The sequence below is a fragment of the Pseudomonas sp. GCEP-101 genome (assembly GCF_025133575.1).
Lineage (GTDB): Bacteria > Pseudomonadota > Gammaproteobacteria > Pseudomonadales > Pseudomonadaceae > Pseudomonas > Pseudomonas nitroreducens_B.
Window position 1 is genome coordinate 1523780 of record NZ_CP104011.1, and the last position, 26272, is coordinate 1550051.

At 66.0% G+C, this 26272-nt stretch carries 25 protein-coding genes; 16 read left to right on the forward strand and 9 right to left on the reverse strand.

The genetic code is table 11. From position 1 onward, the window contains the following. Positions 1–7: 7 nt before the first annotated feature. The 4 genes from N0B71_RS06870 to desA form a co-directional block, all read right to left on the reverse strand. Positions 8–1102, reverse strand: a complete 1095-nt coding sequence (locus N0B71_RS06870) for a DegT/DnrJ/EryC1/StrS family aminotransferase (protein ID WP_259758015.1) — start codon at positions 1100–1102, stop codon at positions 8–10. A 66-nt stretch (positions 1103–1168) separates the two neighbouring features. Beyond that, complete coding sequence (locus N0B71_RS06875; protein ID WP_259758016.1) at positions 1169–2572, reverse strand: hypothetical protein; 1404 nt, start codon at positions 2570–2572, stop codon at positions 1169–1171. A gap of 1052 nt (positions 2573–3624) precedes the next feature. Then, the gene (locus N0B71_RS06880) at positions 3625–4593 is read right to left on the reverse strand and encodes a GGDEF domain-containing protein (protein ID WP_259758017.1); all 969 of its coding nucleotides are present in this window, start codon (positions 4591–4593) and stop codon (positions 3625–3627) included. Positions 4594–4730: 137 nt separating this feature from the next. Next, complete coding sequence (gene desA, locus N0B71_RS06885; protein ID WP_259758018.1) at positions 4731–5912, reverse strand: delta-9 fatty acid desaturase DesA; 1182 nt, start codon at positions 5910–5912, stop codon at positions 4731–4733. A 166-nt stretch (positions 5913–6078) separates the two neighbouring features. Between desA and N0B71_RS06890 the strand changes: the two genes are divergently transcribed. The 7 genes from N0B71_RS06890 (at position 6079) to N0B71_RS06920 (ending at position 13802) form a co-directional block, all read left to right on the forward strand. Then, on the forward strand, positions 6079–8352 hold the full coding sequence (locus N0B71_RS06890; protein WP_259758019.1) for a putative bifunctional diguanylate cyclase/phosphodiesterase: 2274 nt from the start codon (positions 6079–6081) through the stop codon (positions 8350–8352). Positions 8353–8492: 140 nt separating this feature from the next. Beyond that, on the forward strand, positions 8493–8675 hold the full coding sequence (oscA, locus tag N0B71_RS06895) for a sulfur starvation response protein OscA (RefSeq protein WP_017520779.1): 183 nt from the start codon (positions 8493–8495) through the stop codon (positions 8673–8675). A 155-nt stretch (positions 8676–8830) separates the two neighbouring features. Beyond that, a complete protein-coding gene (locus N0B71_RS06900; RefSeq protein WP_259758020.1) occupies positions 8831–9829 on the forward strand; it encodes a sulfate ABC transporter substrate-binding protein in 999 nt (332 codons plus the stop codon). A gap of 265 nt (positions 9830–10094) precedes the next feature. After that, positions 10095–10913, forward strand: a complete 819-nt coding sequence (gene cysT, locus N0B71_RS06905; protein ID WP_259758021.1) for a sulfate ABC transporter permease subunit CysT — start codon at positions 10095–10097, stop codon at positions 10911–10913. A 10-nt stretch (positions 10914–10923) separates the two neighbouring features. Then, positions 10924–11796 carry a sulfate ABC transporter permease subunit CysW gene (gene cysW / locus N0B71_RS06910; RefSeq protein WP_259758022.1) on the forward strand — a complete coding sequence of 291 codons (873 nt, stop codon included), beginning with the start codon at positions 10924–10926 and terminating at the stop codon, positions 11794–11796. 10 nt (positions 11797–11806) lie between these two features. Beyond that, the gene (locus N0B71_RS06915; protein WP_259758023.1) at positions 11807–12796 is read left to right on the forward strand and encodes a sulfate/molybdate ABC transporter ATP-binding protein; all 990 of its coding nucleotides are present in this window, start codon (positions 11807–11809) and stop codon (positions 12794–12796) included. Between the two features lie 256 nt (positions 12797–13052). Continuing rightward, positions 13053–13802, forward strand: a complete 750-nt coding sequence (locus N0B71_RS06920) for a sulfite exporter TauE/SafE family protein (RefSeq protein WP_259758024.1) — start codon at positions 13053–13055, stop codon at positions 13800–13802. A 113-nt stretch (positions 13803–13915) separates the two neighbouring features. On the opposite strand, the gene N0B71_RS06925 is transcribed toward N0B71_RS06920, so the two are convergent. Beyond that, a complete protein-coding gene (locus N0B71_RS06925) occupies positions 13916–14479 on the reverse strand; it encodes a TetR/AcrR family transcriptional regulator (RefSeq protein ID WP_259758025.1) in 564 nt (187 codons plus the stop codon). Between the two features lie 103 nt (positions 14480–14582). Here N0B71_RS06925 and N0B71_RS06930 point away from each other — a divergent pair, with 103 nt between their 5' ends. Both N0B71_RS06930 and N0B71_RS06935 read left to right on the forward strand, forming a co-directional pair. Next, on the forward strand, positions 14583–15311 hold the full coding sequence (locus N0B71_RS06930) for an SDR family oxidoreductase (protein ID WP_259758026.1): 729 nt from the start codon (positions 14583–14585) through the stop codon (positions 15309–15311). A gap of 184 nt (positions 15312–15495) precedes the next feature. Beyond that, positions 15496–16086: a 2-hydroxychromene-2-carboxylate isomerase gene (locus tag N0B71_RS06935; RefSeq protein WP_259758027.1), complete on the forward strand. Its 591-nt coding sequence runs from the start codon at positions 15496–15498 to the stop codon at positions 16084–16086. A gap of 76 nt (positions 16087–16162) precedes the next feature. Here N0B71_RS06935 and N0B71_RS06940 read toward each other — a convergent pair whose 3' ends face one another. Further along, on the reverse strand, positions 16163–16564 hold the full coding sequence (locus tag N0B71_RS06940) for a hypothetical protein (RefSeq protein ID WP_259758028.1): 402 nt from the start codon (positions 16562–16564) through the stop codon (positions 16163–16165). 158 nt (positions 16565–16722) lie between these two features. Between N0B71_RS06940 and N0B71_RS06945 the strand changes: the two genes are divergently transcribed. Beyond that, positions 16723–17526, forward strand: coding sequence for an MmyB family transcriptional regulator (locus tag N0B71_RS06945; protein ID WP_259758029.1), 804 nt, complete (start codon positions 16723–16725; stop codon positions 17524–17526). Here N0B71_RS06945 and N0B71_RS06950 read toward each other — a convergent pair whose 3' ends face one another. After that, a complete protein-coding gene (locus N0B71_RS06950) occupies positions 17527–18051 on the reverse strand; it encodes an Mpo1 family 2-hydroxy fatty acid dioxygenase (RefSeq protein WP_259758031.1) in 525 nt (174 codons plus the stop codon). It abuts the gene before it with no gap. Positions 18052–18125: 74 nt separating this feature from the next. Here N0B71_RS06950 and N0B71_RS06955 point away from each other — a divergent pair, with 74 nt between their 5' ends. The 3 genes from N0B71_RS06955 (at position 18126) to N0B71_RS06965 (ending at position 20481) form a co-directional block, all read left to right on the forward strand. Continuing rightward, a complete protein-coding gene (locus N0B71_RS06955) occupies positions 18126–18815 on the forward strand; it encodes a Crp/Fnr family transcriptional regulator (RefSeq protein ID WP_259758032.1) in 690 nt (229 codons plus the stop codon). Between the two features lie 188 nt (positions 18816–19003). After that, positions 19004–19501 (forward strand): porin family protein, encoded by a 498-nt coding sequence (locus N0B71_RS06960; RefSeq protein WP_259758033.1) that lies wholly within the window; start codon positions 19004–19006, stop codon positions 19499–19501. A gap of 221 nt (positions 19502–19722) precedes the next feature. Next, positions 19723–20481, forward strand: coding sequence for a hypothetical protein (locus N0B71_RS06965; protein WP_259758034.1), 759 nt, complete (start codon positions 19723–19725; stop codon positions 20479–20481). Position 20482: 1 nt separating this feature from the next. Here N0B71_RS06965 and ppk2 read toward each other — a convergent pair whose 3' ends face one another. Further along, positions 20483–21397, reverse strand: coding sequence for a polyphosphate kinase 2 (ppk2, locus tag N0B71_RS06970; protein ID WP_259759497.1), 915 nt, complete (start codon positions 21395–21397; stop codon positions 20483–20485). Between the two features lie 241 nt (positions 21398–21638). Then, positions 21639–22607, reverse strand: coding sequence for a magnesium transporter CorA family protein (locus tag N0B71_RS06975; RefSeq protein ID WP_259758035.1), 969 nt, complete (start codon positions 22605–22607; stop codon positions 21639–21641). Positions 22608–22696: 89 nt separating this feature from the next. Here N0B71_RS06975 and N0B71_RS06980 point away from each other — a divergent pair, with 89 nt between their 5' ends. From N0B71_RS06980 to N0B71_RS06990, 3 genes are all read left to right on the forward strand, one after another. Further along, positions 22697–22975 (forward strand): hypothetical protein, encoded by a 279-nt coding sequence (locus tag N0B71_RS06980; RefSeq protein ID WP_259758036.1) that lies wholly within the window; start codon positions 22697–22699, stop codon positions 22973–22975. Positions 22976–23058: 83 nt separating this feature from the next. Further along, complete coding sequence (locus N0B71_RS06985) at positions 23059–23292, forward strand: TIGR02647 family protein (RefSeq protein ID WP_259758038.1); 234 nt, start codon at positions 23059–23061, stop codon at positions 23290–23292. Between the two features lie 92 nt (positions 23293–23384). Further along, a complete protein-coding gene (locus tag N0B71_RS06990) occupies positions 23385–26234 on the forward strand; it encodes a class I adenylate cyclase (protein WP_259758039.1) in 2850 nt (949 codons plus the stop codon). Positions 26235–26272: the final 38 nt, after the last annotated feature.

A 26272-nucleotide genomic window follows, 5' to 3' on the forward strand; every position in this document is an offset into this window, starting at 1 on the left:
CGTCCCCTTACACCGCGACGGCGACGCGGCCGCTTTCCAGCAGCAGCACTTCGATCACCGCGCGCTGCACGTCCTGCGGCAGGCCGGGGTACAGCGGCAGGCAGAGGATGCGCTGGCTCAGCTCGCGCGACAGCACCTGCGGCACCTGGGGAGCCAGGTAGTCGAGGGTGTCCAGCGACGGGTAGAAGTAGCGCCGCGGGTTGACCCCGATCTGGTTCAGCGCGCTGCGCACGCGCAGCACCTGGGCCTCGTCGCGCAGGCCGATGGGGTAGTAGCTGTTGTTCAGCCGCGCGTAGCTCTCGCTGGCCTGCAGGTCGTAGTAACCGCTGAGGGCGGCGGTGTAGCGCGCGGCGATCTCCTCGCGCTGGGCGAGGATGCTGTCGATCTCGTCGAGCACGCACAGGCCCATGGCGGCGGAGAACTCGTTGAGCTTGGCGTTGATCCCCAGGCCGACGATCTGGTCGACGCCGGCGATGCCGAAGTTGCACATCAGGCGGATCTGCCTGGCCAGCTCGTCATCGGAGGTGACGATGGCGCCGCCCTCGATGGTGTGGAACAGCTTGGTGGCGTGGAAGCTCAGGGTGGTGGCATCGCCCCAGGCCAGCACCGAGCGGTCGCGGTAGCGCGAACCGAAGGCATGGGCGCCGTCGTAGATCACTTTCAACCGGTTGCGCTGGGCCACCGCCTGAATCTCCTCCACCGCACAGGGATTACCGAACACGTGGGTGGCGACGATGGCGGTGGTATCCGGCGCAAGGCTGGCTTCGATGCGCGCAGGGTCGAGGTTCCAGGTCCGCGCATCGATGTCGGCGAAGCGCGGGCGGATGCTCTCCCACTGCAGCGTGCTGCTGGTGGCAACGAAGCTGAAGGGGGTGGTGACGGCACTGCCGGTCACGCCCAGGGCCCGGTAGGCCACTTGCAGGGCGATGGTGCCGTTGTTGGTGAGAATCACATGGCGAACGCCGAAGTAGTCCTGCAGGCGTTCTTCCAACTCCGTGACAAAGGGCCCGTGGTTGGTGATCCAGCCGGAGGCATAGATCTGTTCCACGTAGGCCTTGAACTTGTCCAGGTTGCCCAGGTAGGTCTTGGTCACATTGATCACGGTCGCATCCCTCAGTTGGATGGAAAGTCCGTTGGCTGGTGTATTCAGAGGTGGCGCGGGCGCCGCTCAACCCAGTGCCGAGAGCGCGAAGGGCGCGTCGTCGATACGCGTCTCCAGGGCCTGCGCCGGCAGGCGGCTGGCCAGATGCTCCTGGATGGCTTCGATGACCCGTCCGCTGGCGTCGTGGTGGAACTGCCAGACGCCGTAGATGCGGCTGTCGAAGGAGCGCTCGCTGCCCAGCATCGGGTTCGCCGCCAGGCCCGAGCCCAGGCCGAAGCTGTAGAGCCCCGGAATCGGCCGGCCGGTGTGGTCGCGCAGGCAGCCGGCGGCGTCGGAATCCAGCCCGCCCTTGCTCTCGCGCACCTGCAGCGGCTCGCCGTTGGCGCGGCGCAGCGCCGGCAGGCACGGCTGGTAGCCGATGGCCTGGACGATCACGCCGTCCTCGCTGCAGCACTGCTCCAGGCGCTCGCGCACGGCGGGCGAGCGATCGCCCAGGCGCAGCAGTTCGACCTTCACCCGCGTGCCGCTGACCACGCCGCGGGACAGCACGTCGGTGCCGACCTGGTGCGCGCGGTAGCGCAGGCCACCGGAGCGGTTGACCCGCCCGGAGACCGGGCAGACGTCCATGCCCTCGTCCACCACGTAGCCGGCCGCACGGGCTTCCTCGACGCTCTCGAAGAACAGGCGGATCGGCGCGCGGTGCAGCAGGGTGATCTGCTCCAGGCCCAGGCAATCGAGGGCGCAGGCAAGGTTGTCGAGGATCGAGAAGGCGCTGTGGGAGCCGCCGACCACGGTGAAGCGGCTGCCGGGGGTCACCCGGTCGCCGAACAGTTCCACCAGCTCGGCCGCGGAGAGGCTCAGCAGCGCGTCGGAGGAGTACACCGTGGGGCCGTCGTGGGCCAGGTGCAGGTCCTGTTCGGCCAGGCTCCAGTTGAGGTATTCGCGGTTCTGCCGGCCGCCCAGGTTCATCACCAGGGCGCCCGCGTCGATCTGCGTGACATGGGAGCCGCTGCGCAGCGCCAGCTGGAAGCTGCCGTCGTCCTGCGCGGTGATCTTCTCGATGCGTGTGCCCAGCGCCACCTCGACACCCAGGTGCTCGGTGACGTAGCGCATGAACAGGGTCGAGGCATGCGCCAGCAACTCGCCGACCTGGGTCAGCAGCGGCGCGCCATGGGGGTCGTTCTGCAGCGCGCGGAAGGCCTGGGAATGCGCCAGCGGGGCGAAGATCGGCAGCAATGCCGGGTCGCGCAGGCAGTCGAGGAACACGTCACCCACCGAGTTGGCAGTGATGTGATAGTCCCCCAGGCGGCCACGGCCGACCGCCAGCGCCGCGTCCACCACCAGCAGACCCTCGCGCGCCAGGCTCGCCAGCGCACCGGTCTTGTAGGCGTTGAACAGGAAGCCCATGCCTGCCGGGCCGGCGCCGCCGACCACACAGGCATAGTTGGAACGAAGCGATTGCTCGGCCATCAGCCTTGACTCCCAGCGCGGCGTGGCGCGCGGCTCTCGTGATGCCGGCCCTGTCGGCCGGCAGGGTGGCGGCGAACGCGCCGGGATTCCGTCACTTGCGGCGCAGCCGCCGTCGCGCGGCCCTTCCTCGGAAGGGTCGCGGGAGTCAGTTCGGAATGAGGGGCGGACGCCTGCAGAAACACTTCGGCAGAGGCGCGAAGTTGCTGTTTCAGAGATGAAACAACCAGCGTCTGGTACGGCTCTGATTCAGCGGAAAGTTCATCGTTGTTACAACCGAATCGACAATGTGAAAGATCGGCGTAACAAAATTCCGAACTAAGCGCGCGAGCCCGTCTAAACTTTTTATTAGCGCTCCGGGGAGGAGCGCCACACTTCCGCAGTTTCACTGGCGAAACACTTTTCGCCTGGGAAACGCTGCTCTTTTTGCCTGAAAGGACAGCACGTGAAGTACCGTCCATTTCCATTCTTCCAGCGGCCATCGTCACTCACTCCAGTCCAGGAGATGCTCTGCGCCGGGCCAAATGCAAAATTCGAAGACAAGGCTACCGCCCGAGTTCGAATGACCCGATTCAATTAATGACAATCAACTGTTCGTCCCTGGAGTGGCCGTTATATTTCGCCGGGCAAAGCTACCGCCCTTCGGCCAAGTTCCGAAAATCTGGAAAAACAAAAAGCAAAAAACTATCGCCCTTCCACAGCGAGGTGCTGACGGAAGTTGTCAGGCAGCGATAGGAAAGTGACAGGAAGAAGAGGTGGCAGAATCTTCCATGACACACTGCTCGTGCGACTGCTCCCTGAGGTGTCTCATCCAGACACCACACGATATTGCTATGTGGATAGTAATAGTGGGGGGTATGAAGGCATGTCAATGAACGAAGCCCAGAGACGCCAAGAATCCGACAAAAGGCAATTCGATCCTTGTAACCTGTTGATTACTAAGGCGCCATAAACCCGACACAAGCCTTTTGACGACGAATACCACCCGCGCGCCTCTGCGCGGAGGTATTAATCAGAAAGTATTAATCGGGCGATGCGGGGCGCGGGGAAGTGTTTCATCCCTGAACAATGCGGTCCTTGCCAGTCCGTTTGGCCTGGTACAGCGCCGCGTCGGAACGGCTGTAGAGAGCGGAAAGATTCTGGTCATCGGGCTGCAACAACGTCAGCCCCTGGCTGATGGTGACGCTGAAGAAATGCTCGCCCTCGTTGAAACGCAGGCGCTGCACTTCGCGCTGCAGGCGCTCGCCGATCTGCCGCGCCATGTTTTCGTCGCAGCCGGGCAGCAGCACGGCGAACTCCTCGCCACCGATCCGGCCGAACAGGTCCCCGCGACGCAACGCGCCGGCGCCGCACTGGGCGATGCGCTGCAGCACCACGTCGCCGACCTGGTGGCCGTAGACGTCGTTGATCTTCTTGAAGTCGTCCACGTCCAGCAGCAGGAAGGCCAGCGGCGTGGAGGTCGCCTTGCAGTCGCGGAACGCCTGCTCGGCGCTGTCGAAGAAGTAGCGGCGGTTGCTGCTCTGGGTCAGCACGTCGGTGGTGGCCAGGCGGTGCAGCTCGGTCTCCAGGTGCTTCTTGTCGGTGATGTCTTCGGCGATGCCGACGATCATCAACGGCAGCCCGGCCTCGCTGTGCTGGCTGACGAAGCACTTGTCGCTGAGCCAGCGCACCTCGCCATCGGCACGCAGGATGCGGTATTCGCGCTGCTCGATGGCACCGCGCTCGAGCACTTCCTGCAGGGTGCTCTGGGCATAGTCCAGGTCATCGGGGTAGATGCAGTTGCGCCACTCGTTGTAGTCCGCCAGCAACAGCGCGGCGGAGCGGCCGAAGATGCGCTCGTAGGCCGGGCTGACATAGACCATGCGCTGGCTTTGCCAGTCGAAGGCCCAGAGCACCGAGTTGACGCTCGCCAGCAGGGCGCTGAAGAGCTGTTCGCGCTCCTTCAGGCGCGTCACTTCGGCGCGGCTATGCAGCAGCGCCAGCAGGGCCTCTTCCTGATCGGCCGGCAATTTGTTCTCGTCCATGTATCAGCGTCCTCCCGCTCATTGACCGGGGCTATGACCGCAAACTACGCCTTGCTGCTGCAAATTAAACGAAAAGCCCGCCGAACGGCGGGCTTTTCTGAGACGCATCTCTCAACGTCCTAGGACGATTCCGTCAATCAGACGGCGGGACGCAGGGAATAGGTCTTCAGTTGCTCGGCGAATTCGCGCAGGGACTGGATGCCGCTGGCTTCCGCCTCGTGCACCCACTGCTTGATCGCGGCGAGCATGTCGTGGCCGTTGGCGCTGGTTTTTACCCAGATCTGCTGCAGGGCCAGACGCTTCTCGTAGATCACCTGCAGCGACTGGCTCTGTGCGAGCAGGTCCTGGATGCGGGCATGGTGGCGCTCTTCCAGCAGGCTGGTTTCACGCGAGAGCAGGCGCTTGGCGCGGCGGAACAGGTGGCGCACCGACTCGTCGGCCTTGGCCAGTTCCTGCTTCACCAGCGGGCCGATCACCAGCTTGCGGTACTGAGCCATGATCTGGAAGCGGTTGTTGAGGATGGCCATGGCGGTGTCCATGTCCAGGCTGCCCTTGCCTTCCACCCGATGGGCGATCGGCGCCACGCGGGCGACCTTGGCCAGCCCGAGGAAGCTGAACAGCTTGATCCAGGCCCAGCCCAGGTCGAATTCCCACTTCTTCACCGACAGCTTCGCCGAGTTCGGGTAGGTGTGGTGGTTGTTGTGCAGCTCCTCGCCGCCGATCAGGATGCCCCAGGGCACCAGGTTGGTGGCGGCGTCGCGGCATTCGAAGTTGCGGTAGCCGATGGCATGGCCCAGGCCGTTGATGACACCGGCGGCCCACACGGGAATCCACATCATCTGCACCGCCCAGACGGTCATGCCGAGCGCGCCGAACAGGGCGAGGTCGATGATCGCCATCAGCACGATGCCGCCGATGGGGTAGCGCGAGTAGACGTTGCGCTCGAGCCAGTCGTCCGGGCAGTTCTTGCCGTAGATGCGCAGGGTGTCCTGGTTCTGCGCCTCTTCACGGTAAAGCTCGGCGCCGCGCCGCAGGACGGTGCCCAGGCCCTTGTACACCGGGCTGTGCGGATCGTCGGCGGTTTCACACTTGGCGTGGTGCTTGCGGTGGATGGCCGTCCACTCGCGGGTGTTCATGGCGGTGGTCATCCACAGCCAGAAGCGGAAGAAATGCTGCAGCGCCGGATGCAGATCGAGCGCGCGGTGCGCCGAGTAGCGGTGCAGATAGACGGTGACGCTGACGATGGTGATATGGGTCAGGACCAGGGTGACCGCCACCAGTTGCCACGGCGACAGGTCAAGGAAACCGTTGTACCACATAGGCGATACTGTACCTCGGAAGGGGTGTGGACTAGGTTCCCGCCAGGCAGGAACAGCCCGCATTATCACCATGCGGGTCCGGATTACCATCCGGTCTTTTAGATACGAACGGGGCCAACTGGCCATTTTTTATACAGCACAGCCAATAAATACAACCCACTACCGCATGAATCCAAGCCTCAGCGCCCTGCGCATCAGTCTCCTGTACCTGGTCGCCGCCACCCTCTGGGTCTGGCTGGGTGACCAATGGTTACAAAATGTCCTGCTCGACCCCGTTTCGCTGGCCCGGGCGATGGAGCTGAAGAAGTACGGATTCCTCGCCATCACCTTCTTCGTGCTGTTCTTCGTGCTCTGGCGGCATTTCAGCCAGCAGCACGCCGCCTACGTGGACCTGGCCGACAACGAGCAGCGCCTCCGGCGCGCCCTCGCCGTGGTCGAGGACGGCGTGTGGGACTGGGACCTGGAAACCCAGCGCGTCCATTATTCCTCCGGCTACGCCACGCTGCTCGGCCTGCCAGTGGAACACCTGAGCGACGACCTGCTGCTCTGGGAGAACCGCCTGCATCCGGAGGACCGCGCGCGCACCCTCGCCCTGCACCGGGACTGTATCCAGGGCCTGCGTACTGCCCTGGAGTGCGTCTACCGCATCCGTCACAGCGATGGCAGCTACCGCTGGGTGCGCAGCAGCGGCCGCCTGACCCGCGGCGAAGATGGCCGGCCGCTGCGCCTGACCGGCGTCAATCGCGACATCACCCACCAGCGCAGCAACGAAGAGCACCTGCGCCAGGCCGCCGCCGTCTTCGAGGCGACCCAGGAAGGCCTGCTGGTGACCGACGCCCGCGGCGTGATCGTGCACACCAACCCGTCCTTCTCGCGCATCACCGGCTACAGCGCCGAGGACGTGCTCGGCGGCCAACCGTCGCTGCTCAAGTCCGGCCGCCAGGACGCCACCTTCTACCAGGGCATGTGGGCCGCGCTGCACGAGCACGGCGTGTGGAGTGGCGAGATCTGGAACCGCCGCAAGAGCGGCGAGGTGTACCCGCAGTGGCAGCACATCCGCGCCGTGCGCAACGAGGAGGGCGAGCTGACCCACTACGTGGCGGTGTTTTCCGACCTCAGCAGCCTCAAGCGCTCGCAGCACGAGCTGGATTTCCTCGCCCACCATGACCCGCTCACCGGGCTGCCCAACCGCTTGCTGCTGCGCGAACGCATCGAACAGGCGCTGGCCCGCGCCGAGCGCGAACAGGGCGGCGGTGCGCTGTTGAGCATCGACCTCGACCACTTCAAGCACATCAACGACAGCCTCGGCCACGCCATTGGCGACCTGCTGATCCGCGCCGTGGCCGAACGCCTGGAAAACTGCCTGGACGACCGCTGCTGCCTGGCGCGGCTGGGCGGCGACGAATTCGCCGTGGTCCTGGAAAGCCAGCAGCCCCACCAGGCCAGCAGTCTCGCCCAGCGCCTGCTGGAAGCAATGAGCGCGCCCTTCGACGTCAACGGGCAGACCATCTACATGTCGGTGAGCCTGGGCGTCAGCCTGTTCCCCGAGGACGCGCGCAACGTCGACCACCTGCTGCAGCACGCCGACGCCGCGCTGTTCCAGGCCAAGGCCAGCGGCCGCAACCTGTACGCCTTCTATACCCCCGAGCTGACCGCCCGCGCGCGCTCCCACGTGGAAGTGGAGTCGGCCCTGCGCCACGCGCTGGACCATGACGAGCTGCGCCTGTATTTCCAGCCGGTGCACGACCTGGCCAGCGGTCGCATGGTCGGCGTGGAATCGCTGGTGCGCTGGCAGCATCCGCAACACGGGCTGGTGCCGCCCAGCGAGTTCATTCCGGTGGCCGAGGAAAGCGGCCTGATCACCGCCATCGATGCCTGGGTGCTGGAGCAGGCCTGCCGGCAGATGCGCCGGTGGCTCGATGCCGGCATCGCGCTGGACTTCATCGCGGTGAACGTCTCCAGCCGGCTGTTCGGTCGCGGCGGCCTCGAAGAGCGCGTCGCCCTGGCCCTGGAGCAGAGTGGCCTCGCGCCGCATCACCTGGAGCTGGAAGTCACCGAAAGCGCGGTGATGGAAAACTTCGACCAGGCCCTGGAGCTGCTCTGCCAGCTGCGCCTGCTGGGCGTGCACCTGGCCATCGACGACTTCGGCACCGGCTACTCCTCGCTGATGCGCCTCAAGCGCATGCCGGTGCACAAGCTGAAGATCGACCAGGGGTTCGTCGCCGGCCTGCCGGATGAGTCCGACGACGCCGCCATCGCCTGCGCCATCATCGCCCTGGGCCAGAGCATGGGCCTGCAGGTGGTCGCCGAGGGCATCGAACGGCCCGACCAGGCGGCCTTCCTCCTCACCCATGCCTGCAACTTCGGCCAGGGTTACTGGTACGGCGCACCGCAGCCGGCCGAGGTCCTGTTGCCGCAATTACCGCGCAGCACCGCGTGATTTCGCGCTAAAAACTTTCAGATATATAAAAATTCTTAAACAGTATTTTTAAGAATATCCAGCTCCTGCCTAAGATGCGCTCACACCGCACGCGCCGTTGGTGAATCGGCCGGTGGTCAACCCATTAGGAGCAGATACCCATGAGCGCAACCCTCCGTAGCCTGGACGGCCAGGACGAAGCCAACATCCTGCGCGAAGTGCAGAGCGCCCTGCGTGGCCTGCGTTTCGGCGCCGTCGAGATCACCGTGCACAACGGCCAGGTCGTGCAGATCGAGCGCAAGGAAAAATTCCGCCTGCAGCAGAGCCCCGGCAAACCCGCCTGAGCCCTGAGGCAACCGACTGGACATCCGGAGCGTCGCCATGATCGCCCTGCCCCACCGGTACTGCAGCAGCCAGCCACGAATGCGTGGCTGACATAGCCCCCCGAAAGACCCTGCCAAACAAACACTAAGAACTGCATTTTTTTCAGGAGCTGCACATGTCCATCCGCCGTTTCGCCCTGGCCGCCCTGGCCAGCGCCCTGATTGCCGGCCCGGTTTCCGCCGCCACCCAACTGCTGAACGTTTCCTACGACCCGACCCGCGAGCTGTACCAGGCCTACAACGCCGCCTTCATCAAGCACTGGAAGGCCCAGGGCGGTGACGACCTGACCGTGCAGCAATCCCACGGTGGCTCGGGCAAACAGGCTCGCGCCGTGATCGACGGCCTGAAGGCCGACGTAGTGACCCTGGCCCTGGCCGGCGACATCGACGAACTGAACAAGCTGGGCAAGCTGCTGCCCGCCGACTGGCAAGCGCGCCTGCCCGACAACAGCACCCCCTACACCTCGACCATCGTGTTCCTGGTGCGCAAGGGCAACCCGAAAGGCATCAAGGACTGGGGCGACCTGACCAAGCAGGGCGTGGAAGTCATCACCCCGAACCCGAAGACTTCTGGCGGCGCCCGCTGGAACTTCCTGGCCGCCTGGGCCTGGGCGAAGAAGCAGTACGGTAGCGACGAGAAAGCCCAGGAATACGTGCAGAACCTGTACAAGCACGTGCCGGTTCTGGACACTGGCGCCCGCGGCTCGACCATCACCTTCGTCAACAACAACATTGGCGACGTGCTGCTGGCCTGGGAAAACGAAGCCTTCCTGGCCAAGAAGGAACAGGGCGGCGAGAACTTCGAGATCGTCGTACCGTCGGTGTCCATCCTCGCCGAGCCGCCGGTGGCGGTGGTCGACAAGACCGTCGACAAGAAAGGCACCCGCAAGGTCGCCGAGGAATACCTGAAGTACCTGTACAGCGAAGAAGGCCAGCGCATCGCCGCGCAGAACTTCTACCGCCCGCGTAATGCCAAGGTCGCTGCCGAGTTCGCCAACCAGTTCCCGAAACTGAACCTGGTGACCATCGACAAGGACTTCGGCGGCTGGAAAGTCGCGCAGCCCAAGTTCTTCAACGACGGCGGTATCTTCGACAAGATCTACCAGGCGCAGTGATGCGCCACCCGCCCGGCCTTGCGCCGGGCGACCCGATCCGCGCGGGCCGGTGCACAGCCCGCGCGGAACGAAAACCCCCGCCCAATGGCGGGGGCACAGAACCTGTTTACGATCTTGCGAGCCAGGGCAGGACAAGGCGAAAACAGGCGAGGAAGCGCAGTTTACGAGCGGTAAATGAGCATCCGAGCCAGTTTTCAACGCAGTCATGCCGACGCGCAGCAGATCGTAATCAGGTTCTCAACGCGTTCATGAGAAAGGACAGACAATGTCGCGACGCATCTCCCCGGTCATACCCGGCTTCGGGCTGACTCTGGGTTACACCCTGGTGTATCTCAGCCTGTTGGTGCTGATTCCGCTGGGGGCCATGTTCCTCAAGACGACCCAGCTCTCCTGGGATCAGTTCTGGACCATCATCACCGCGCCGCGAGTCATCGCCGCGCTCAAGCTGAGCTTCGGCACCGCGCTGATCGCCGCCCTGATCAACGGCGTGATCGGCACCCTGCTGGCCTGGGTACTGGTGCGCTACCGCTTCCCGGGACGCAAGATCATCGACGCAATGATCGACCTGCCCTTCGCCCTTCCCACCGCCGTGGCCGGTATCGCGCTGACTGCGCTGTACGCCCCCAGTGGCCTGGTCGGCCGCTTCGCCACCGAAATCGGCCTGAAGATCGCCTACACCCCGCTGGGCATTACGCTCGCGCTGACCTTCGTGGTCCTGCCGTTCGTGGTGCGCACGGTGCAGCCGGTACTGGCGGACATCCCGCGTGAAGTCGAGGAAGCCGCCGCCTGCCTGGGCGCCAAGCCGCTGCAGGTGTTCCGCCACGTGCTGCTGCCCGCCCTCCTCCCGGCCTGGCTGACCGGCTTCGCCCTGGCCTTTGCCCGCGGCGTCGGCGAGTACGGCTCGGTGATCTTCATCGCCGGCAACATGCCGATGAAGACCGAGATCCTGCCGCTGCTGATCATGGTCAAGCTGGACCAGTACGACTACACGGGCGCCACCGCCATCGGCGTGCTGATGCTGGTCGTCGCCTTCGTCCTGCTGCTGCTGATCAACCTGCTGCAACGCCGCATCGAAACGCCCTGAGGAGCGCGCCATGAGTACCGCAAGCCTTTCCGCCGCGGCCGCTGCCAACGCGGCTCGCCGGGGTAATGTGTGGGGCCGCCGCGCCCTGATCGCGCTGGCCTGGCTGGCCTTCGCCGTGTTCCTGCTGCTGCCGCTGTTCGTGGTGCTGAGCGAGGCGCTGAAGCAGGGCTTCGGCACCTTCTTCGAAGCCATCCTGGAACCCGACGCGCTGGCCGCGCTGAAGCTGACGCTGATCGCCGTGGGCATCTCGGTGCCGCTGAACCTGGTGTTCGGCGTCGCCGCCGCCTGGTGCGTGACCAAGTTCGAGTTCCCCGGCAAGAGCATCCTGGTCACCCTGATCGACCTGCCGTTCTCGGTCTCGCCGGTGATCGCCGGCCTGATCTACGTGCTGCTGTTCGGCGCCCAGGGCTACTTCGGCCAGTGGCTGTCGGACCACGACATCCAGATCGTCTTCGCCGTGCCGGGCATCGTGCTGGCCACCATCTTCGTCACCTTCCCCTTCGTCGCCCGCGAACTGATTCCGCTGATGCAGGAACAGGGCACCCAGGAAGAGGAAGCTGCGCGCCTGCTCGGCGCCAATGGCTGGCAGATGTTCTGGCACGTCACGTTGCCGAACATCAAATGGGGCCTGATCTACGGCGTGGTGCTCTGCACCGCGCGGGCCATGGGTGAGTTCGGTGCGGTGTCGGTGGTCTCCGGGCACATCCGCGGCGTCACCAACACCCTGCCGCTGCACGTCGAAATCCTCTACAACGAATACAACCACGTCGCCGCTTTCAGCGTCGCCACCCTGCTGCTGCTGATGGCCCTGGTCATCCTGCTGCTCAAGCAGTGGAGCGAATCGCGCCTGACCCGCGCCAAAGTCAAAGCTGACGAAGAGTGAGAGCCACGCCATGAGCATCGAAATCCGTAACGTCGGCAAGAACTTCAACGCCTTCAAGGCGCTGAACGACATCAACCTCGACATCCACAGCGGCGAGCTGGTCGCCCTGCTCGGCCCGTCCGGCTGCGGCAAGACCACCCTGCTGCGCATCATCGCCGGCCTGGAAACCCCGGACGCCGGCAACATCGTGTTCCACGGCGAGGACGTCTCGCAGCACGACGTGCGCGATCGCAACGTCGGCTTCGTGTTCCAGCACTACGCGCTGTTCCGCCACATGACGGTGTTCGACAACGTCGCCTTCGGCCTGCGCATGAAGCCCAAGAAGGAACGCCCGAGCGAAGCGCGCATCGCCGAGAAGGTCCACGAACTGCTAAACATGGTGCAGCTCGACTGGCTGTCCGACCGCTACCCGGAGCAGCTCTCCGGCGGCCAGCGCCAGCGTATCGCCCTGGCGCGCGCCCTGGCGGTGGAACCGAAGATCCTGCTGCTGGACGAACCCTTCGGCGCCCTCGACGCCAAGGTGCGCAAGGAGCTGCGCCGCTGGCTGGCGCGTCTGCACGAGGAGATCAACCTGACCAGCGTGTTCGTCACCCACGACCAGGAAGAAGCGATGGAAGTCGCCGACCGCATCGTGGTGATGAACAAGGGCGTGATCGAGCAGATCGGCTCCCCTGGCGAGGTCTACGAGAACCCGGCCAGCGACTTCGTCTACCACTTCCTGGGCGACTCCAACCGCCTGCACATCGGCGGTGACGAGCACGTGCTGTTCCGTCCGCACGAGGTCTCGCTGTCGCGCTCCGAAGTGGCCGAGCATCGCGCCGCCGAGGTCCGCGATATCCGTCCGCTGGGCGCGATCACCCGGGTGACCCTCAAGGTGGACGGCCAGGACGAGCTGATCGAGGCCGAAGTGGTGAAGGACCACGACAGCCTGACCGGCCTCGCCCGCGGCGAGACGCTGTACTTCAAGCCGAAGGCCTATCAGCCGGTGGCGAATATCTGATCCGGCCGGCCTTCCACCTCATGCTCCAGCGCGGGGGCTTGCCCTCTCCCTAACCCTCTCCCTGAAGGGAGAGGGGACCGTTCGGAGTGAGATGGCTCCACAGAGCCCGCCGGACAAATTGGAGGCGCAGGGAGCAGTATTCTCTCAGCCGGCACGGATGGCTCCCTCTCCCTTCAGGGCTGGGGAGAGGGGCACGCTTTCCCCTGAAGCCCAAAGCCCCGTATCCTGCCGGCCTTGCTTTCAACAAGGCCCGGCCATGTTCGACGCCCTCCCCCAACACCTCGAACTGATCGTCCTCACCTTCCTCCTCGCCGGCCTGGTGAAGGGCGTGGTGGGGCTCGGCCTGCCCACGGTCGCTGTCGGGCTGCTCGGACTGGTGATGCCGCCGATGCAGGCGGCGGCCATCCTCGTCGTCCCCTCCACCGTCACCAACATCTGGCAACTCGCCGCCGGGCCGCGCTTCCTCGGGCTGCTCAAACGCCTGAGGGGCATGCTGGTCGGCATCGTCATCGGCACGCTTGTCGTCGGCTGGCTGCTGGCGGGGCGCAACTGGCCGGCGGCGACGCCGCTGCTGGGCGTGGCGCTGATTCTTTACGCGCTGCTGGGGCTGTCGAACAAGCGCTTCAGCGTGGCGACGGCGCAGGAGCGCTGGCTGGCGCCGCTGATCGGCGTGATCACCGGCGGCATTACCGCGGTGACCGGCGTCTTCGTGATTCCCGCCGTGCCGTTCCTGCAGGCACTCGGGCTGGAAAAGGACGATCTGGTGCAGGCGCTGGGATTGTCCTTCACCGTCTCGACGCTGGCCCTGGCGATCACCCTCAGCCAGCACGGCTCGCTGCTGCAGGCGGACGTGCTGGGCCTGTCGCTGCTGGCCCTGCTGCCGGCACTGGCGGGCATGTACCTGGGCACCTGGCTGCGTTCGCGCATCAGCCCGCTGGCGTTCCGCCGCTGTTTTTTCGGTGGGTTGCTGCTGCTCGGGGCCGACCTGGCCATCCGCGGCCTCTGACCCGCACCGACCTGCTTTTCGTAGGAGCGAGCTTGCTCGCGAACCATCTCCGCAACAGTGCCGGGTTCGCGAGCAAGCTCGCTCCTACAAGTCACGCCCTACGGGATCGCACCTCACTGCTCGTCGAGATGCCGCAGCAAAAACTCCCGGCTCGACTCGATGACCGCCTTCTGCGTCTTCTCGCTGGCGACCATCCGCGCCACCACCAACGCGCCGATGCACTGCGCCAGCAGCGCCCAGGCGTCCTCCGGCGAGCCAAGCACCTCGGCCCAGGCCTGCTGCAACTCCAGCAGGGCCTCCTCGGCGCTCTGCCGCACGGACGCGTCGGCGCGGGCGATCTCCGCGCCCAGCGCCGGAATCGCGCAACCGGCGCTGGCATCCTGCATGTGGGCAATGCTCAGGTAGCGCTTCAGGCTGCGCTCCAGCCGCGCGCGGTCGAGCACCTTGCCCTTGCCGGCCAGGCGCTCGACGCTCTGCTGCAACTCGCGGGCGACGATGGCGGCGAAGAGTTCGTCCTTCGAGCCGAAGTGGTTGTAGAACGCCCCGCCGGACAAACCTACCGCTTTCATCAGCCCATCCACGCCAGTGGTGGCGAAGCCGCCCTGCTTGGCGAGCGCGCCGCTGCTGTCGAGCAGGCGCTGGCGGGTTTCTTCCTTGTGGGTGGCTGAGTAGCGCATCGGGGCGACTCCGGCGAAGCGGTTGACGATGCCGCACAGATTAACATAACGTTCGTTTACCTAACGACCGTTTACCAAAAACGCGCACCGCAGAGGAACGAGCATGTCGAACAAGAAAGTCGTCCTGGTCATCGGCGCCGGAGATGCCACCGGCGGCGCCATCGCCCGTCGCTTCGCCCGCGAAGGCTACGTCGCCTGCGTCACCCGGCGCTCGGCGGACAAGCTGCAACCGCTGGTGGAGCAGATCCGCGCCGAAGGTGGCGAAGCCCACGGCTTCGCCTCCGACGCCCGCAAGGAAGAGGCGGTGATCGAGCTGGTGGAAACCATCGAGCGCGACATCGGCCCCATCGAGGCCTTCGTTTTCAACATCGGCGCCAACGTCCCCTGCAGCATCCTCGAGGAGACGGCGCGCAAATACTTCAAGATCTGGGAAATGGCCTGCTTCTCCGGCTTCCTCACCGGCCGCGAGGTGGCCAAGCGCATGGTCACGCGCCAGCGCGGCACGATCCTGTTCACCGGGGCCACCGCCGGCCTGCGCGGCGCCTCGGGCTTCGCCGCCTTCGCCGGGGCCAAGCACGGCATCCGCGCGCTGGCCCAGAGCATGGCCCGCGAGCTGGGGCCGATGGGCCTGCATGTCGCCCACGTGGTGGTGGACGGTGCCATCGACACCGAGTTCATCCGCGAGACCTTCCCCGAGCGTTACGCGCTCAAGGACCAGGACGGCATCCTCGATCCCGAGCACATCGCCGACAGCTACTGGTACCTGCACAGCCAGCCGCGCGACGCCTGGACCTTCGAACTGGATCTACGCCCGTGGATCGAGCGCTGGTGAAAAATCGAAAGACGACTAGCTGCGCGTCGGCCAGGCGTCGTTGGAATCCAGCAGGGGCTGCTCATTTACAAACGCTGCCTATCAAAGCAAAAGGTCCGCGCCCCTGCTGGATTCCGCCTAGCCCGGCTCTAGCTCGCAAGGTCGTCTGTCGATGTTGCGAACCTACAAAAAGAGAGAGCCACTCATGAGCAAGAGCGTCGAGTTCTACTTCGATTTCGGCAGCCCGACTTCCTATCTCGCCTACACCCAGTTGCCGCAGATCTGCGCCGAAACCGGCGCCGCACTGGTCTACCGGCCCGTGCTGCTGGGCGGTGTGTTCCAGGCCACCGGCAATGCCTCGCCCATCGCCATCCCGGCCAAGGGCCGCTACACGATGATCGACATGCAGCGCTTCGCCCGCCGCTACGGCGTGCCGCTGCAGATGAACCCGCACTTCCCGATCAACACCCTCACCCTGATGCGCGCTGCCACCGGCGTGCAGTTGCGCCAGCCGGAGCGCTTCGAGGCGCTGCTGGCCTGCGTGTTCAAGGGCATGTGGGTGGCGGCGCTGAACCTGGGCGACCCCGCGGTGCTCGGCCCGTGGCTGGCCGAGGCGGGCTTCGATCCGCAGGCACTGCTGGCGCTGACCGCCGATCAGGAAGTGAAGGACGCGCTGAAGGCCAATACCGAAGCGGCGATCAAGCGCGGAATGTTCGGTGCACCGACGATGTTCGTCGGCGACGCGATGTTTTTCGGGCAGGATCGCCTCGACTTCGTTCGTGAAGCCTTGGCGTAAAGCGGTTCGCGAGCGAGCTCGCTCCTACAGGCCAGCGCCGGAGTGCTCTTCGTAGGAGCGAGCTTGCTCGCGAACATCACAGCGCCAGACTCTCCGACCGGCGCAGGCCGAAGAACTCCAGCTCGGCCAGCAGCAGGACCACCAGCGCCTGGCCGATGACGAAGGCGTAGCCCAGGGCGGTGGGCTGCACGTAGCCGGTCACCAGCAGGGCGATGCTCTCCACCACCCACAGCGCGTTCAAGGCGATCACCGCCCAGACGCCGGTGCGCGACAGCAGCGTCTGGTTGCTCATCCAGTAGAGCACCAGCGCCAGCGGCAACAGCACGATGCCGGCCACCAGCAGCAGGACGAAGGGCAGGCCCAGCAGTTCGCCCAGCGGTTGTGCGGCCAGGGCCATCAGCAGGCCCATGGCGCCACTGGCGATGGCATCGACTTTCAGGGTCAGGCGAAGCAGCGGGGAAGGTTGCAGCAGAGTCATGGCGAAGCTCCTTCAGGGGTCGCCACCGGTTGGCGGCGTGTGGCTGAAGAATCCGCTCCGGACGTAGGTGCGTCGATTACCTGCCAGGTAATGGCCGTTACCCGGCGGCCGGTCTATCGTTCGATGCCATGGCCAGTCCCGCTATGAACGGTCCGACGATGAACAGCCCCGCCAAGAACACCCCGGCCCAACCGGTCGGCACCCTGCTCCGCCAATGGCGCCAGCGTCGCCGGCTCAGCCAGCTCGACCTCGCCTGCGACGCGGAGATCTCCACGCGCCACCTGAGCTTCGTCGAAACCGGCCGCGCCCTGCCCAGCCGCGAAATGCTCCTGCACCTGGCCGAACAGCTGGACATTCCGCTGCGCGAGCGCAACCGCCTGCTCAGCGCCGCCGGCTATGCCCCGGTGTATTCGGAGAAGGGCCTGGACGACCCGGCGCTGACCGTGGCCCGGCAGGCCATCGATCAACTGCTCAAGGCCCACGAGCCGAACCCGGCCATGGTGGTGGACCGCCACTGGAACCTGCTGGCGTCCAACCGCACGGTGGATATCTTCCTGATCGGCGTCGACCCGCAGCTGCTGCAGCCGCCGATCAACGTGCTGCGCATGAGTCTGCACCCCAAGGGGCTGGCGCCGCGCATCCTCAACCTCGGGCCGTGGAAGGCGCATGTGGTGGAGCGCCTGCAGCGCGACTTCGAGGCCAGCGGCGACCCGGCGCTGGCGGCGCTGCGCGACGAGGTGGCGGCCTACCCGGCGCCGCCCTACGACGAAGCGGCCAACGGCGACATGGTGCTGATCCCGGTGCAACTGCAGACGGAGCTGGGCGTGTGCAGCCTGATCGGCACCATCACGGTGTTCGGCACGCCGGTGGACGTGACACTGTCGGAGCTGGCCCTGGAAACCTTCTTCCCGGCCGACCCCGACAGCGCGCGCATCCTCCGCCAGCTCAGCGGGTCTGAGTGATCAGGCGGTCGCCTTCTTCTCGCGGATGCAGGTAGGGCCGGCGCGTTCTTCCACGGCGTGGCGCACGTCATCGCGCAGGCCCAGCAGGAAGGCCGCTTCGGCGGCCACGAACAGCGGACCGACGATCAGCCCGGTGAGGTCATCGACGAAGGCCGGCTTGCGCCCCTCGTACCAGTGACCGACGAACTGGATGATCCAGCCCACCACGAACAGGCCGATCCCCCAGCTGAGCCAATAGGCCGTGCTGCCGGCCGCCAGCGCCGCGCCGATCCACAGCGACAGCGCCAGCAGCGCGGTCATCAGCAGGCCGAAGCGCAGGTCCAGGCGCAGGTAGAAGCCCACCGAGGCCAGCGCCAGCAGCGTGGCGGGCGAGAAGAGCAGGCCGCCGAGTTCGATGCCCGGGCGCGACAGCAGGGTGGCGATGGCCAGTACGATCATCGGAATGCCGATGAAATGGCTGACGATGTTCCGCCGGTCACGGTGGTAGGCGGCATATTGAGCAAGGTGATCGACCAGAGTTTTCATTGTTGTTCTCCCGCAAGGTACTGGCATGATGGCGAGGTGCGCCTTGCCACTCTGTCAGTTAGCCGACATTGCCCATGACCGACGCCAAGCCCTACCTCTCCAGCCTGCACGATGGCCGCTGGTTCCAGACCCTCCCCGAAGGGCTGCGCCAGGCCCTGTGCGACGCCGCCGTGGTGCGCCGCCTGCCCGCCGGCCAGCGCCTGTTCGCCCGCGGCGACGCGCCGTGCGGCCTGTACTGCGTGGTGGAAGGCGCGATGCGCGTGAGCGTGGTCGGCGAATCGGGCAAGGAAGCGCTGCTGGCGCTGGTGGAAGCGCCCAACTGGTTCGGCGAGATCTGCCTGTTCGACGGCCAGCCGCGCACCCACGATGCCTATGCCGAGGGCGCCACGGTGCTGCTGCAGGTACCCCTGGCGCCGTTGCAGGCGCTGCTGGCGCAGCACCCGGAATACTGGCGCGACTTCGCCCTGCTGATGAGCCACAAGCTGCGCATCACCTTCGCCGTGCTGGAGGAGCTGTCACTGCTGCCGGCCGCGCCGCGCCTGGCCCGGCGCCTGCTGATGATCGCCGAGGGCTACGGCGAGTCGGCGACCGCCAAGCGCGAACTGCACCTGCCGCAGGACCAGCTGGCCGCCATGCTGTCGCTGTCGCGGCAGACCACCAACCAGATCCTCAAGGACCTCGAAGCCCAGGGCATCGTCCGCCTGAGCTACGGCGGCATCGAGATCCTCGACCGCGAGCGCTTGCGCCAGGCCGCCCACGCCTGATCCCGCCCTGCCGCGTCTAGAACAAAAGCCAGGCCACTCTCGACACGCTTCGATGGTCGCGCCCCCGGCCACCCCGCTCTAATGCCCCACCGCCGCGCTGGCGCCCGAATAGCCGCGCCAGGGTGGCACCCGAACCTTCCGCACGACAGCAAGGCGGCCGGCGTCTGCGCCAGCCGCAAGGGAATCCTATGCGCCTTTCGAAACTCCTCTGCGCCCTCGCCCTCACCACTCCTGCCCTGGCGATGGCCGACGACAGCGGCCTCTATGTCGGTGGCGGCGTCACCCGCCTCGAGATCGACGACCGCTCCTTCGACGACCATGACAACAGCTACAAGCTGTATGCCGGCTACCGCCTGAACAACTACCTGTCCCTGGAAGGCGCGGTGGTCGACTTCGGCGAGATGAGCGACGGCAACCAGCACTTCGACGGCGAGTCGCTGCAGGCCAACGTGCACCTGGGCTTCCCCATCGGCCAGCGCATCCGCCTGTACGGCATCGCCGGCGTACACGCCTGGCACGCCGCCGACGACGCCGCCGGCAAATCCGACGATGTCGACCCGCTCTATGGCTTCGGCGGCGAGATGGACCTGATCGGCGGCCTGGGCGTGCGCCTGGAGCAGGAGTACCTGGACGTCGGCGACATCGACCTCGACCAGACCACCCTTTCCGCCTACTGGCGCTTCTGACGCCAGCCCGCAAAGCCCGGCGGAAGGTCAGGCTCTCTCCCCAGAGCGGTCCTCCCCCCTCCGACCTTCCGCCGGCACCTCCATCGGACGCAAATCACTCTTTCGGTCGGTTGCAGCGCACGCGTTCGCGGCTAGCCTAGGGATAGCTGCGTTTCTGGCGCCAGAAAGACACACATGCGGCGAATCGCGCGGCTCACAATAACAATAAGGACGCCTCCGCCATGTTCGATCTCGTTCGCGGGTTCATGCTGTGCTGTTTCGGACTCTTCGCCCTCGCCGCCCAGGCCAACCTCCCCAGCGAGGAACTGCAGCTGCAGACCCTGCAGGTCTACACCTGCCGCTCGATCAACAGCCTGTTGCTGCTGCGCGGCGAAGGCTTCCAGGAAACCCACGCCGCCCAGCTGGAAAAGGACCTGGCCACGCTGGACAACGCCATCAAGGGCTTCCCCAAGGCCGACGAGGCGCTGAAGAAGGCGCATGCCGCCTTCGTTACGCAGATTCGCAACGGCGTTTCCTACGGCCCCAAGGAAGAAGACCTGCCCTGGCGCTACAACCAGGACCTGAGCCGTGCCCTGCGCGACCTGCTCAACCAGGCGGAGCGCTTCGTGCCCGCCAGCGCCGACGCCAGCCAGATTCCCCTGTGGGAACTGCCGGTGCGCGTGGAATACCTCGCCACCCAGTACCTGGGCCGCGCCTACATGAGCGGGCTGGAACTGGCCCGCGAGCAGCCCCAGGAATACCTCGGCCAGGACGAAAGCGTGCTGGTGCCCTTGCTCTCCCAGCGCATCGGCCAACTGCCCGACAGCGACGCCACCAAGAAGCTGCGCACCCGCTGGGAGTACCTGAGCAAGGCGCTGCTGGACATGAACAGCAAGAGCAACGCCCTGGTCAGCGCCTCCGGCCGGCCCTGGGCGCCGATCATCGTCGATCGCAACGCCCGCGCCGTGTCCGGCCAGCTCATGCTGATCAGCCAGCAGTGACTCAGGCCGGGATCGCCTCCTCGTCCGGCTCGACCCGCTCGATGGCCGGACTGGCGACCTTCGCCACGGGCGCCGCCTTCATCTCGTCGCGGTCCAGTTCGGCGGCGCGCCCCACCAGCAGGTGGTCCGGGGCATGGGCGATGTGCAGGTCCTTGCCCGGGTAATCCAGCGTGTGCAGGAAATGCCGCAGGCAGTTCAGCCGCGCGCGCTTCTTGTCGTCCGACTTGATCACCACCCAGGGCGCATCGGCGGTGTCGGTGTGGAAGAACATCGCTTCCTTGGCCTGGGTGTAGTCGTCCCACTTGTCCAGCGACTGGATGTCGATGGGCGACAGCTTCCAGTGCTTGAGCGGGTCGTCGCGGCGCGAAACGAAGCGGCGCAACTGCTCCTCGCGGCTCACCGAGAACCAGTACTTGAAGACGTGGATGCCGTTGCGCACCAGCATGCGTTCAAGCTCGGGGGTCTGCTGCATGAACTCCAGGTACTGGCGCGGCGAACAGAAGCCCATGACTCGCTCGACCCCGGCGCGGTTGTACCAGGAGCGGTCGAAGAAGACGATCTCGCCGGCGGTGGGCAGGTGCTGGATGTAGCGCTGGAAATACCATTGGCCAAGTTCGGCGTCGCTGGGTTTTTCCAGGGCGATGACCCGTGCGCCGCGCGGGTTCAGGTGCTCCATGAAGCGCTTGATGGTGCCGCCCTTGCCGGCGGCGTCGCGGCCTTCGAACAGCACGACGACGCGCTGCCCGGTCTCCTTCACCCAGTTCTGCACCTTCAGCAGTTCGATCTGTAGCTCGGCCTTGGTCTTTTCGTATTCACGGCGCTGCAGGCGCGTGCGGTACGGGTAGCTGGCCGGCAGCTCGGCGGAGGTGGAGTCCTCATTGGTGCCACGCGGCGCCATGGCCACCTTCAGGGCCACGGGGCCGCTGCTCTGGGCGCGGATTTCCGCACCGCCGGTGGTGGGGACGGGTAGGTCGACGGCGCTCGGCTTGGGCGCGCGGGTCTTTGTGTCGGACGGGGGCATGTTCTCCTCCTTAAGGGGTGGCGAGGGTTGATGGGACTCCCTCACTTTGCGCACCACCGGCGCCACCTCACTTGACCGACATCAATCCCCAATCAGGAGTAGAAGTCAGGAAATTCCTGAATAACTCCGACTTTTCCTACAACCAGCCTTTGTACTTGAACCAGTAGTAGGGAATGATCGCCGAGATCACCATCGCCACCAGTGCCATCGGGTAGCCGGCCAGCCACTGCAGCTCGGGCATGTGCGCGAAGTTCATGCCGTACACCGTGCCCACCAGGGTCGGCGGCAGGAACAGCACCGCGGCGATGGAGAACACCTTGATGATGCTGTTCTGCTCGATGTTGATCAGCCCCAGGGTGGCGTCCAGCAGGAAGGTGATCTCCCCGGCCATCTTCGTCTGGTACTCGCTGAGCGAGCGCACGTCGCGCTCCACGGACTTCATGCCCAGCTTCACCTCGTCGCTGATCCACTCGTTGTTGCTGCCCTGGCGGAAGTAGCCCAGCGGCCGGCTGATGCTCAGCAGGCTCTCGTTGAGCTTGGACAGCAGCGAGTTCTTGCGCCCCAGCTGCTTGACCACTTCCTGCAGGTCGGCCTTCTCGGCCGCCTGGCCCTCGCGGAAGATGTCGTTGCCCAGGCTGTCCAGCTGCTTCTGCACCGTCTCCAGCACATCGGCGATGCGGTCCACCACGCTGTCCATCAGGGTCACGAACAGCTGGTCGCTGCGCCCTTCGCAGCCGCCGCGCTGGGTGCGCGTCTCGAAGGTGCGGAAGGCCAGCAGGTCGGTGTAGCGCACCGTCACCAGCCAGTTCGGCGTCAGCACACAAGTGACCTCCGAACTGCTGGGCTTGTGCTCGCGGATGCCGCCGACCACGGTGGTGGTCATGTACAGCGCGCCCTTGCTCTCGTAGAAGCGCGAGGAGTCCTCGATCTCGGCCATCTCCTCGCGGGTCGGCACGTCCACCTCGATGATGGACTCCAGCAACTGCTCCTCCTCCGGCGTGGGCTGGAACAGGTCGATCCACAGCGTGTCCTTGGGCATGCCATGGCACTCGTTGCCGTTGTGGCGCACCAGGCGGTCGCCGACGAGGGTGTAATAGGTGATCATGTCGCCCGACGATCCTTTTACGCATCGGAAGTTGCCCCGCAGGTTGGCCAACTTCCCGGCGCTTCACAAGCCCAGCGGAGCACACTGTGATGAGCGAGCACGACGATGGCGAAGAGTCCTTTGCCGAAGACACCCTGGTCCAGGCCATCGAGAACCAGATCGAAAGCGAGAGCCCCGCGGCGGCCCGCGCGGTGTTCAACAAGCTGACCCTGGTCGGCTACGAGCGCGAGGACGCCCTGCACCTGATGGCGCTGGTGCTCGCCCACGAGATCGAGGCGATGCTGGCCGAAGACCGCCCGTTCGACGGCCAGTGGTACGAGCAGGCCCTGCGCGCCCTGCCGACCCTGCCCGACGGCAGCGAGGCGTAACCGGTTGAGACACGAGACCGCTTGCCGAACCGGTCGGACTTGAGACTACACTGGAGCCTCATTGACCATCGGGAGTTAGGCGAATGGCTTTCACGAAAGAAATGGTTGAGGAACTGGACCTGCTGGCGCTGTATGACCTGGAGAACAGCCAGGCGGGATTGAAAGTCCACCATGACGCCTCCGCCGAGGCTGTGGCGGCCGCCGGCCGGCTCCACGCCAAGGGGCTGATCGATCAGCGCGATGGCGGTTACCTCACCAGCCTGGGTCTCGACGCCGCCGAGCACGCCCAGGTCCTGCTCGGCATCCTGCGCGGCTGATCTCAAGTTCCCCCGCGAGCGGGCGATAACCTGGCACACTTCCGAGCGCCGCATGACCTGATGCGGCGCCGCTGGCCAGGCTGCAGTACGCCATGACGCTCACCCCCGAGATACGCCCGGACATCGACGACGGCATCGACCGAAAGGTGCTGACGCAGTTGCGTCAGCGCTTCCTCAAGGTCAATGCCGCGCGTCTGCAACGGGCCAGCGATGCGCTGTCCACGCGCCAGCAACTGGTGCTGAAGCTGCTACCGCTGCTGCTGGACGTGAACCACCCGCTGCTCCCCGGCTACGTCTCGGCCAGCACGCCCGCCGGGCTGTCGAACTTCGTCCCGGACGACGAGATCCTCGCCGAAGCCCAGCGCCTGACCCGCTCCTTCAGCTACAAGCCCCGCCGCGGCAACCCGCCGCTGCCGATCCATGGGCTGTTCCTGATGGGCAGCCTGGGCACCGTCGCCCAGGCCGAGCAGAGCGACCTGGACCTGTGGGTCTGCCACGCCTCGGACCTCGCTGAAAAGGAACTGGCCGAGCTGCGTCGCAAATGCGAGCTGCTCGAACACTGGGCCGCCACCCAGGGCGCCGAGGTGCACTGCTTCCTCGTCGACCCGCAGCGCTACACCCAGGGCGCGCGCGAAGCGCGGCTGACCTCCGATGACTGCGGCACCAGCCAGCACTATCTGCTACTGGACGAGTTCTACCGCACCGCCATCTGGCTCGGCGGGCGCACACCGCTGTGGTGGCTGGTGCCGGTCTACGAGGAGAGCCGCTACGCCGAGTACTGCCAGACGCTGCTGAGCAAGCGCTTCATCCGCGCCGAAGACGTGCTCGACCTCGGCCACCTGGCGCGCATCCCCCCCGGCGAATTCATCGGCGCCGGCATGTGGCAGCTGTTCAAGGGCATCGAGTCGCCGTACAAATCGGTGCTCAAGCTCCTGCTCACCGAGGTCTACGCCAGCGAACACCCGCAGGTCTCCTGCCTGAGCCTGCGCTACAAGCAGGCGATCTACGCCGGCCGCCTGGATGTGGAGGAACTGGACCCCTACGTCATGCTCTACCGCCGCCTGGAGGAATACCTCACGGCGCGCGGCGAAACCGAGCGCCTGGAGCTGATCCGCCGCTGCCTCTACCTGAAGGTCGGCAAGAAGCTCAGCCGCCCGCCGCGCCAGGGCCACAAGAGCTGGCAGCGCAAGGTGATGGAACGCGTCTCCGCCCCCTGGAAATGGGACAACCGGGCCTTCGCCCAACTCGACAACCGCAGCCAGTGGAAGGTCCGCCAGGTGCTGCTGGAGCGCCGCGCGCTGGTCAACGAACTGACCCACAGCTACCGCTTCCTCTCCCAGTTCGCCCGCCTGCAGCACGCCGCCAGCGGCATCAACCCGCGGGACATGGGCATCCTCGGCCGGCGCCTGTACGCCGCCTTCGAACGCAAGGCCGGCAAGGTCGAGTTCATCAACCCGGGCATTGCCCCGGACATGGCCGAAGACATCCTCACCCTCGCCCAGCTGCCCGGCGGCGAGGCCGGCAAGCCGCCGTACTGGGCGCTGTTCGGCGGCAACCTGTCGCTGGCGGAGATGGCCGACTTCGCCCCGCTGCGCCGCGCCCGCGACCTCATCGAACTGCTCGCCTGGAGCCACCGCAACGGCGTCATCGACGCCACCACGCGGCTGTCCCTGCAACCGGGCGCCAGCGACCTGACCGAGTTCGAGCTGCAGAACCTGCTGGGCTGCCTGCAACAGGCCCTGCCGCTGCCGCTCTCCGAAGTGCCGGAAAGCGCCCTGTTGCGCAACGCGGTGCCGTCCCAGGTGGTGCTGCTGGTCAACGTCGGCGTCGACCCGCTGCGCCAGCACAGCCAGATGAACGTGCACATGACCACCGAGCGCACCGATTCCCTGGGTTACTCCGGTGTGCGCGACAACCTGGTGCTGACCCTCGACCAGATCACCCTCAACAGCTGGAACGAACTGCTGGTCAGCCGCTACGCCGGCCCCCACGCGTTGCTCGACTGCCTGCGCGAATTCCTCAACAGCCTGCCCGGCGACGCCCCGCCGCCGCGCCTGCTGGTGCGCTGTTTCTGCCGCAACCGCGCCGGCGCCATCGCCCAGCGCGTGGAAGACCTGTTCCGCGATGCCCACGCGCAACTCGCCAGCGGCAAGGGCGGGCGCTACCTGCTGCAGGTGCGCCAGCACTTCCACCTGCTGCACCTGATTCCGGGCAGCGTCAGCCACCGGGTCATCGAGGGGTTGCCGGCGCTGGTCGAGCACCTGGGCGACACCCAGGACGACAGCGGCTTCCTGCAACTGGACCGGCACGCACTGGAGGGCGACGACCTGGCGATGATCCTGCCGCTGGGCCGGGCCAATACCGTGCAGGTGTTCTACCGCCTGGACGAGGGCAGCGCAGAGATCACCATCCTCGACGAGCGCAATGCCCTGTGGCGGCGCCGCCAGGACTACGACACCGAGGAAGGCCTGCTGCTGCCGCTGCAGCGCTTCCTGCAATCGGTGCAGTACCGCCGCAACGCGGTGATCTCGCTACTGGAAGACCAGGGCCCGGTGGGTGCCGATATTCTTTTCTACGAAGTGGTGAGCAACGGCCACCAGCGCGCCCAGCGCATCGAGCGGCGCAACGCGCCGCAGCCGCTGGAAACGCTGCCGTACTACAACGTGCAGGCCATCGTCGAACCGGGCGAAGGCCAGCGCGCGCGCACCACCCTGTTCTGCAACCACCGCGAATTCTCGGAGCTGGAGTTCGGCAGCGAACTGTTCCAGGCCGTGGCCCGGCACATCCTCGACCGCCGCCGCGGGCAGGAGCGCTATCCCTGCTACATCACCGACCTGGACCTGTCGGCCATGCGCGAGGGCGGCGAGCTGCAGACGGTGCATTTCCTGCGCTACAAGCAGAGCCTGGAGCAGGCTCTGAACCGGGCGCTGGCCGAGGCCTGAGCGGCCGTGCCGGGCGCCCGGGGAGGGAACTTCCCGGG

What these genes read in the sequence shown, in the direction of transcription:
- N0B71_RS06875 (WP_259758016.1), bottom strand. Translation starts at nt 2,572, where the DNA reads ATGGCCGAGCAATCGCTTCGTTCCAACTATGCCTGTGTGGTCGGCGGC.
- N0B71_RS06880 (WP_259758017.1), bottom strand. Translation starts at nt 4,593, where the DNA reads ATGGACGAGAACAAATTGCCGGCCGATCAGGAAGAGGCCCTGCTGGCG.
- desA (WP_259758018.1), bottom strand. Translation starts at nt 5,912, where the DNA reads ATGTGGTACAACGGTTTCCTTGACCTGTCGCCGTGGCAACTGGTGGCG.
- N0B71_RS06890 (WP_259758019.1), top strand. Translation starts at nt 6,079, where the DNA reads ATGAATCCAAGCCTCAGCGCCCTGCGCATCAGTCTCCTGTACCTGGTC.
- oscA (WP_017520779.1), top strand. Translation starts at nt 8,493, where the DNA reads ATGAGCGCAACCCTCCGTAGCCTGGACGGCCAGGACGAAGCCAACATC.
- N0B71_RS06900 (WP_259758020.1), top strand. Translation starts at nt 8,831, where the DNA reads ATGTCCATCCGCCGTTTCGCCCTGGCCGCCCTGGCCAGCGCCCTGATT.
- cysT (WP_259758021.1), top strand. Translation starts at nt 10,095, where the DNA reads ATGTCGCGACGCATCTCCCCGGTCATACCCGGCTTCGGGCTGACTCTG.
- cysW (WP_259758022.1), top strand. Translation starts at nt 10,924, where the DNA reads ATGAGTACCGCAAGCCTTTCCGCCGCGGCCGCTGCCAACGCGGCTCGC.
- N0B71_RS06915 (WP_259758023.1), top strand. Translation starts at nt 11,807, where the DNA reads ATGAGCATCGAAATCCGTAACGTCGGCAAGAACTTCAACGCCTTCAAG.
- N0B71_RS06920 (WP_259758024.1), top strand. Translation starts at nt 13,053, where the DNA reads ATGTTCGACGCCCTCCCCCAACACCTCGAACTGATCGTCCTCACCTTC.
- N0B71_RS06925 (WP_259758025.1), bottom strand. Translation starts at nt 14,479, where the DNA reads ATGCGCTACTCAGCCACCCACAAGGAAGAAACCCGCCAGCGCCTGCTC.
- N0B71_RS06930 (WP_259758026.1), top strand. Translation starts at nt 14,583, where the DNA reads ATGTCGAACAAGAAAGTCGTCCTGGTCATCGGCGCCGGAGATGCCACC.
- N0B71_RS06935 (WP_259758027.1), top strand. Translation starts at nt 15,496, where the DNA reads ATGAGCAAGAGCGTCGAGTTCTACTTCGATTTCGGCAGCCCGACTTCC.
- N0B71_RS06940 (WP_259758028.1), bottom strand. Translation starts at nt 16,564, where the DNA reads ATGACTCTGCTGCAACCTTCCCCGCTGCTTCGCCTGACCCTGAAAGTC.
- N0B71_RS06945 (WP_259758029.1), top strand. Translation starts at nt 16,723, where the DNA reads ATGAACAGCCCCGCCAAGAACACCCCGGCCCAACCGGTCGGCACCCTG.
- N0B71_RS06950 (WP_259758031.1), bottom strand. Translation starts at nt 18,051, where the DNA reads ATGAAAACTCTGGTCGATCACCTTGCTCAATATGCCGCCTACCACCGT.
- N0B71_RS06955 (WP_259758032.1), top strand. Translation starts at nt 18,126, where the DNA reads ATGACCGACGCCAAGCCCTACCTCTCCAGCCTGCACGATGGCCGCTGG.
- N0B71_RS06960 (WP_259758033.1), top strand. Translation starts at nt 19,004, where the DNA reads ATGCGCCTTTCGAAACTCCTCTGCGCCCTCGCCCTCACCACTCCTGCC.
- N0B71_RS06965 (WP_259758034.1), top strand. Translation starts at nt 19,723, where the DNA reads ATGTTCGATCTCGTTCGCGGGTTCATGCTGTGCTGTTTCGGACTCTTC.
- N0B71_RS06975 (WP_259758035.1), bottom strand. Translation starts at nt 22,607, where the DNA reads ATGATCACCTATTACACCCTCGTCGGCGACCGCCTGGTGCGCCACAAC.
- N0B71_RS06980 (WP_259758036.1), top strand. Translation starts at nt 22,697, where the DNA reads ATGAGCGAGCACGACGATGGCGAAGAGTCCTTTGCCGAAGACACCCTG.
- N0B71_RS06985 (WP_259758038.1), top strand. Translation starts at nt 23,059, where the DNA reads ATGGCTTTCACGAAAGAAATGGTTGAGGAACTGGACCTGCTGGCGCTG.
- N0B71_RS06990 (WP_259758039.1), top strand. Translation starts at nt 23,385, where the DNA reads ATGACGCTCACCCCCGAGATACGCCCGGACATCGACGACGGCATCGAC.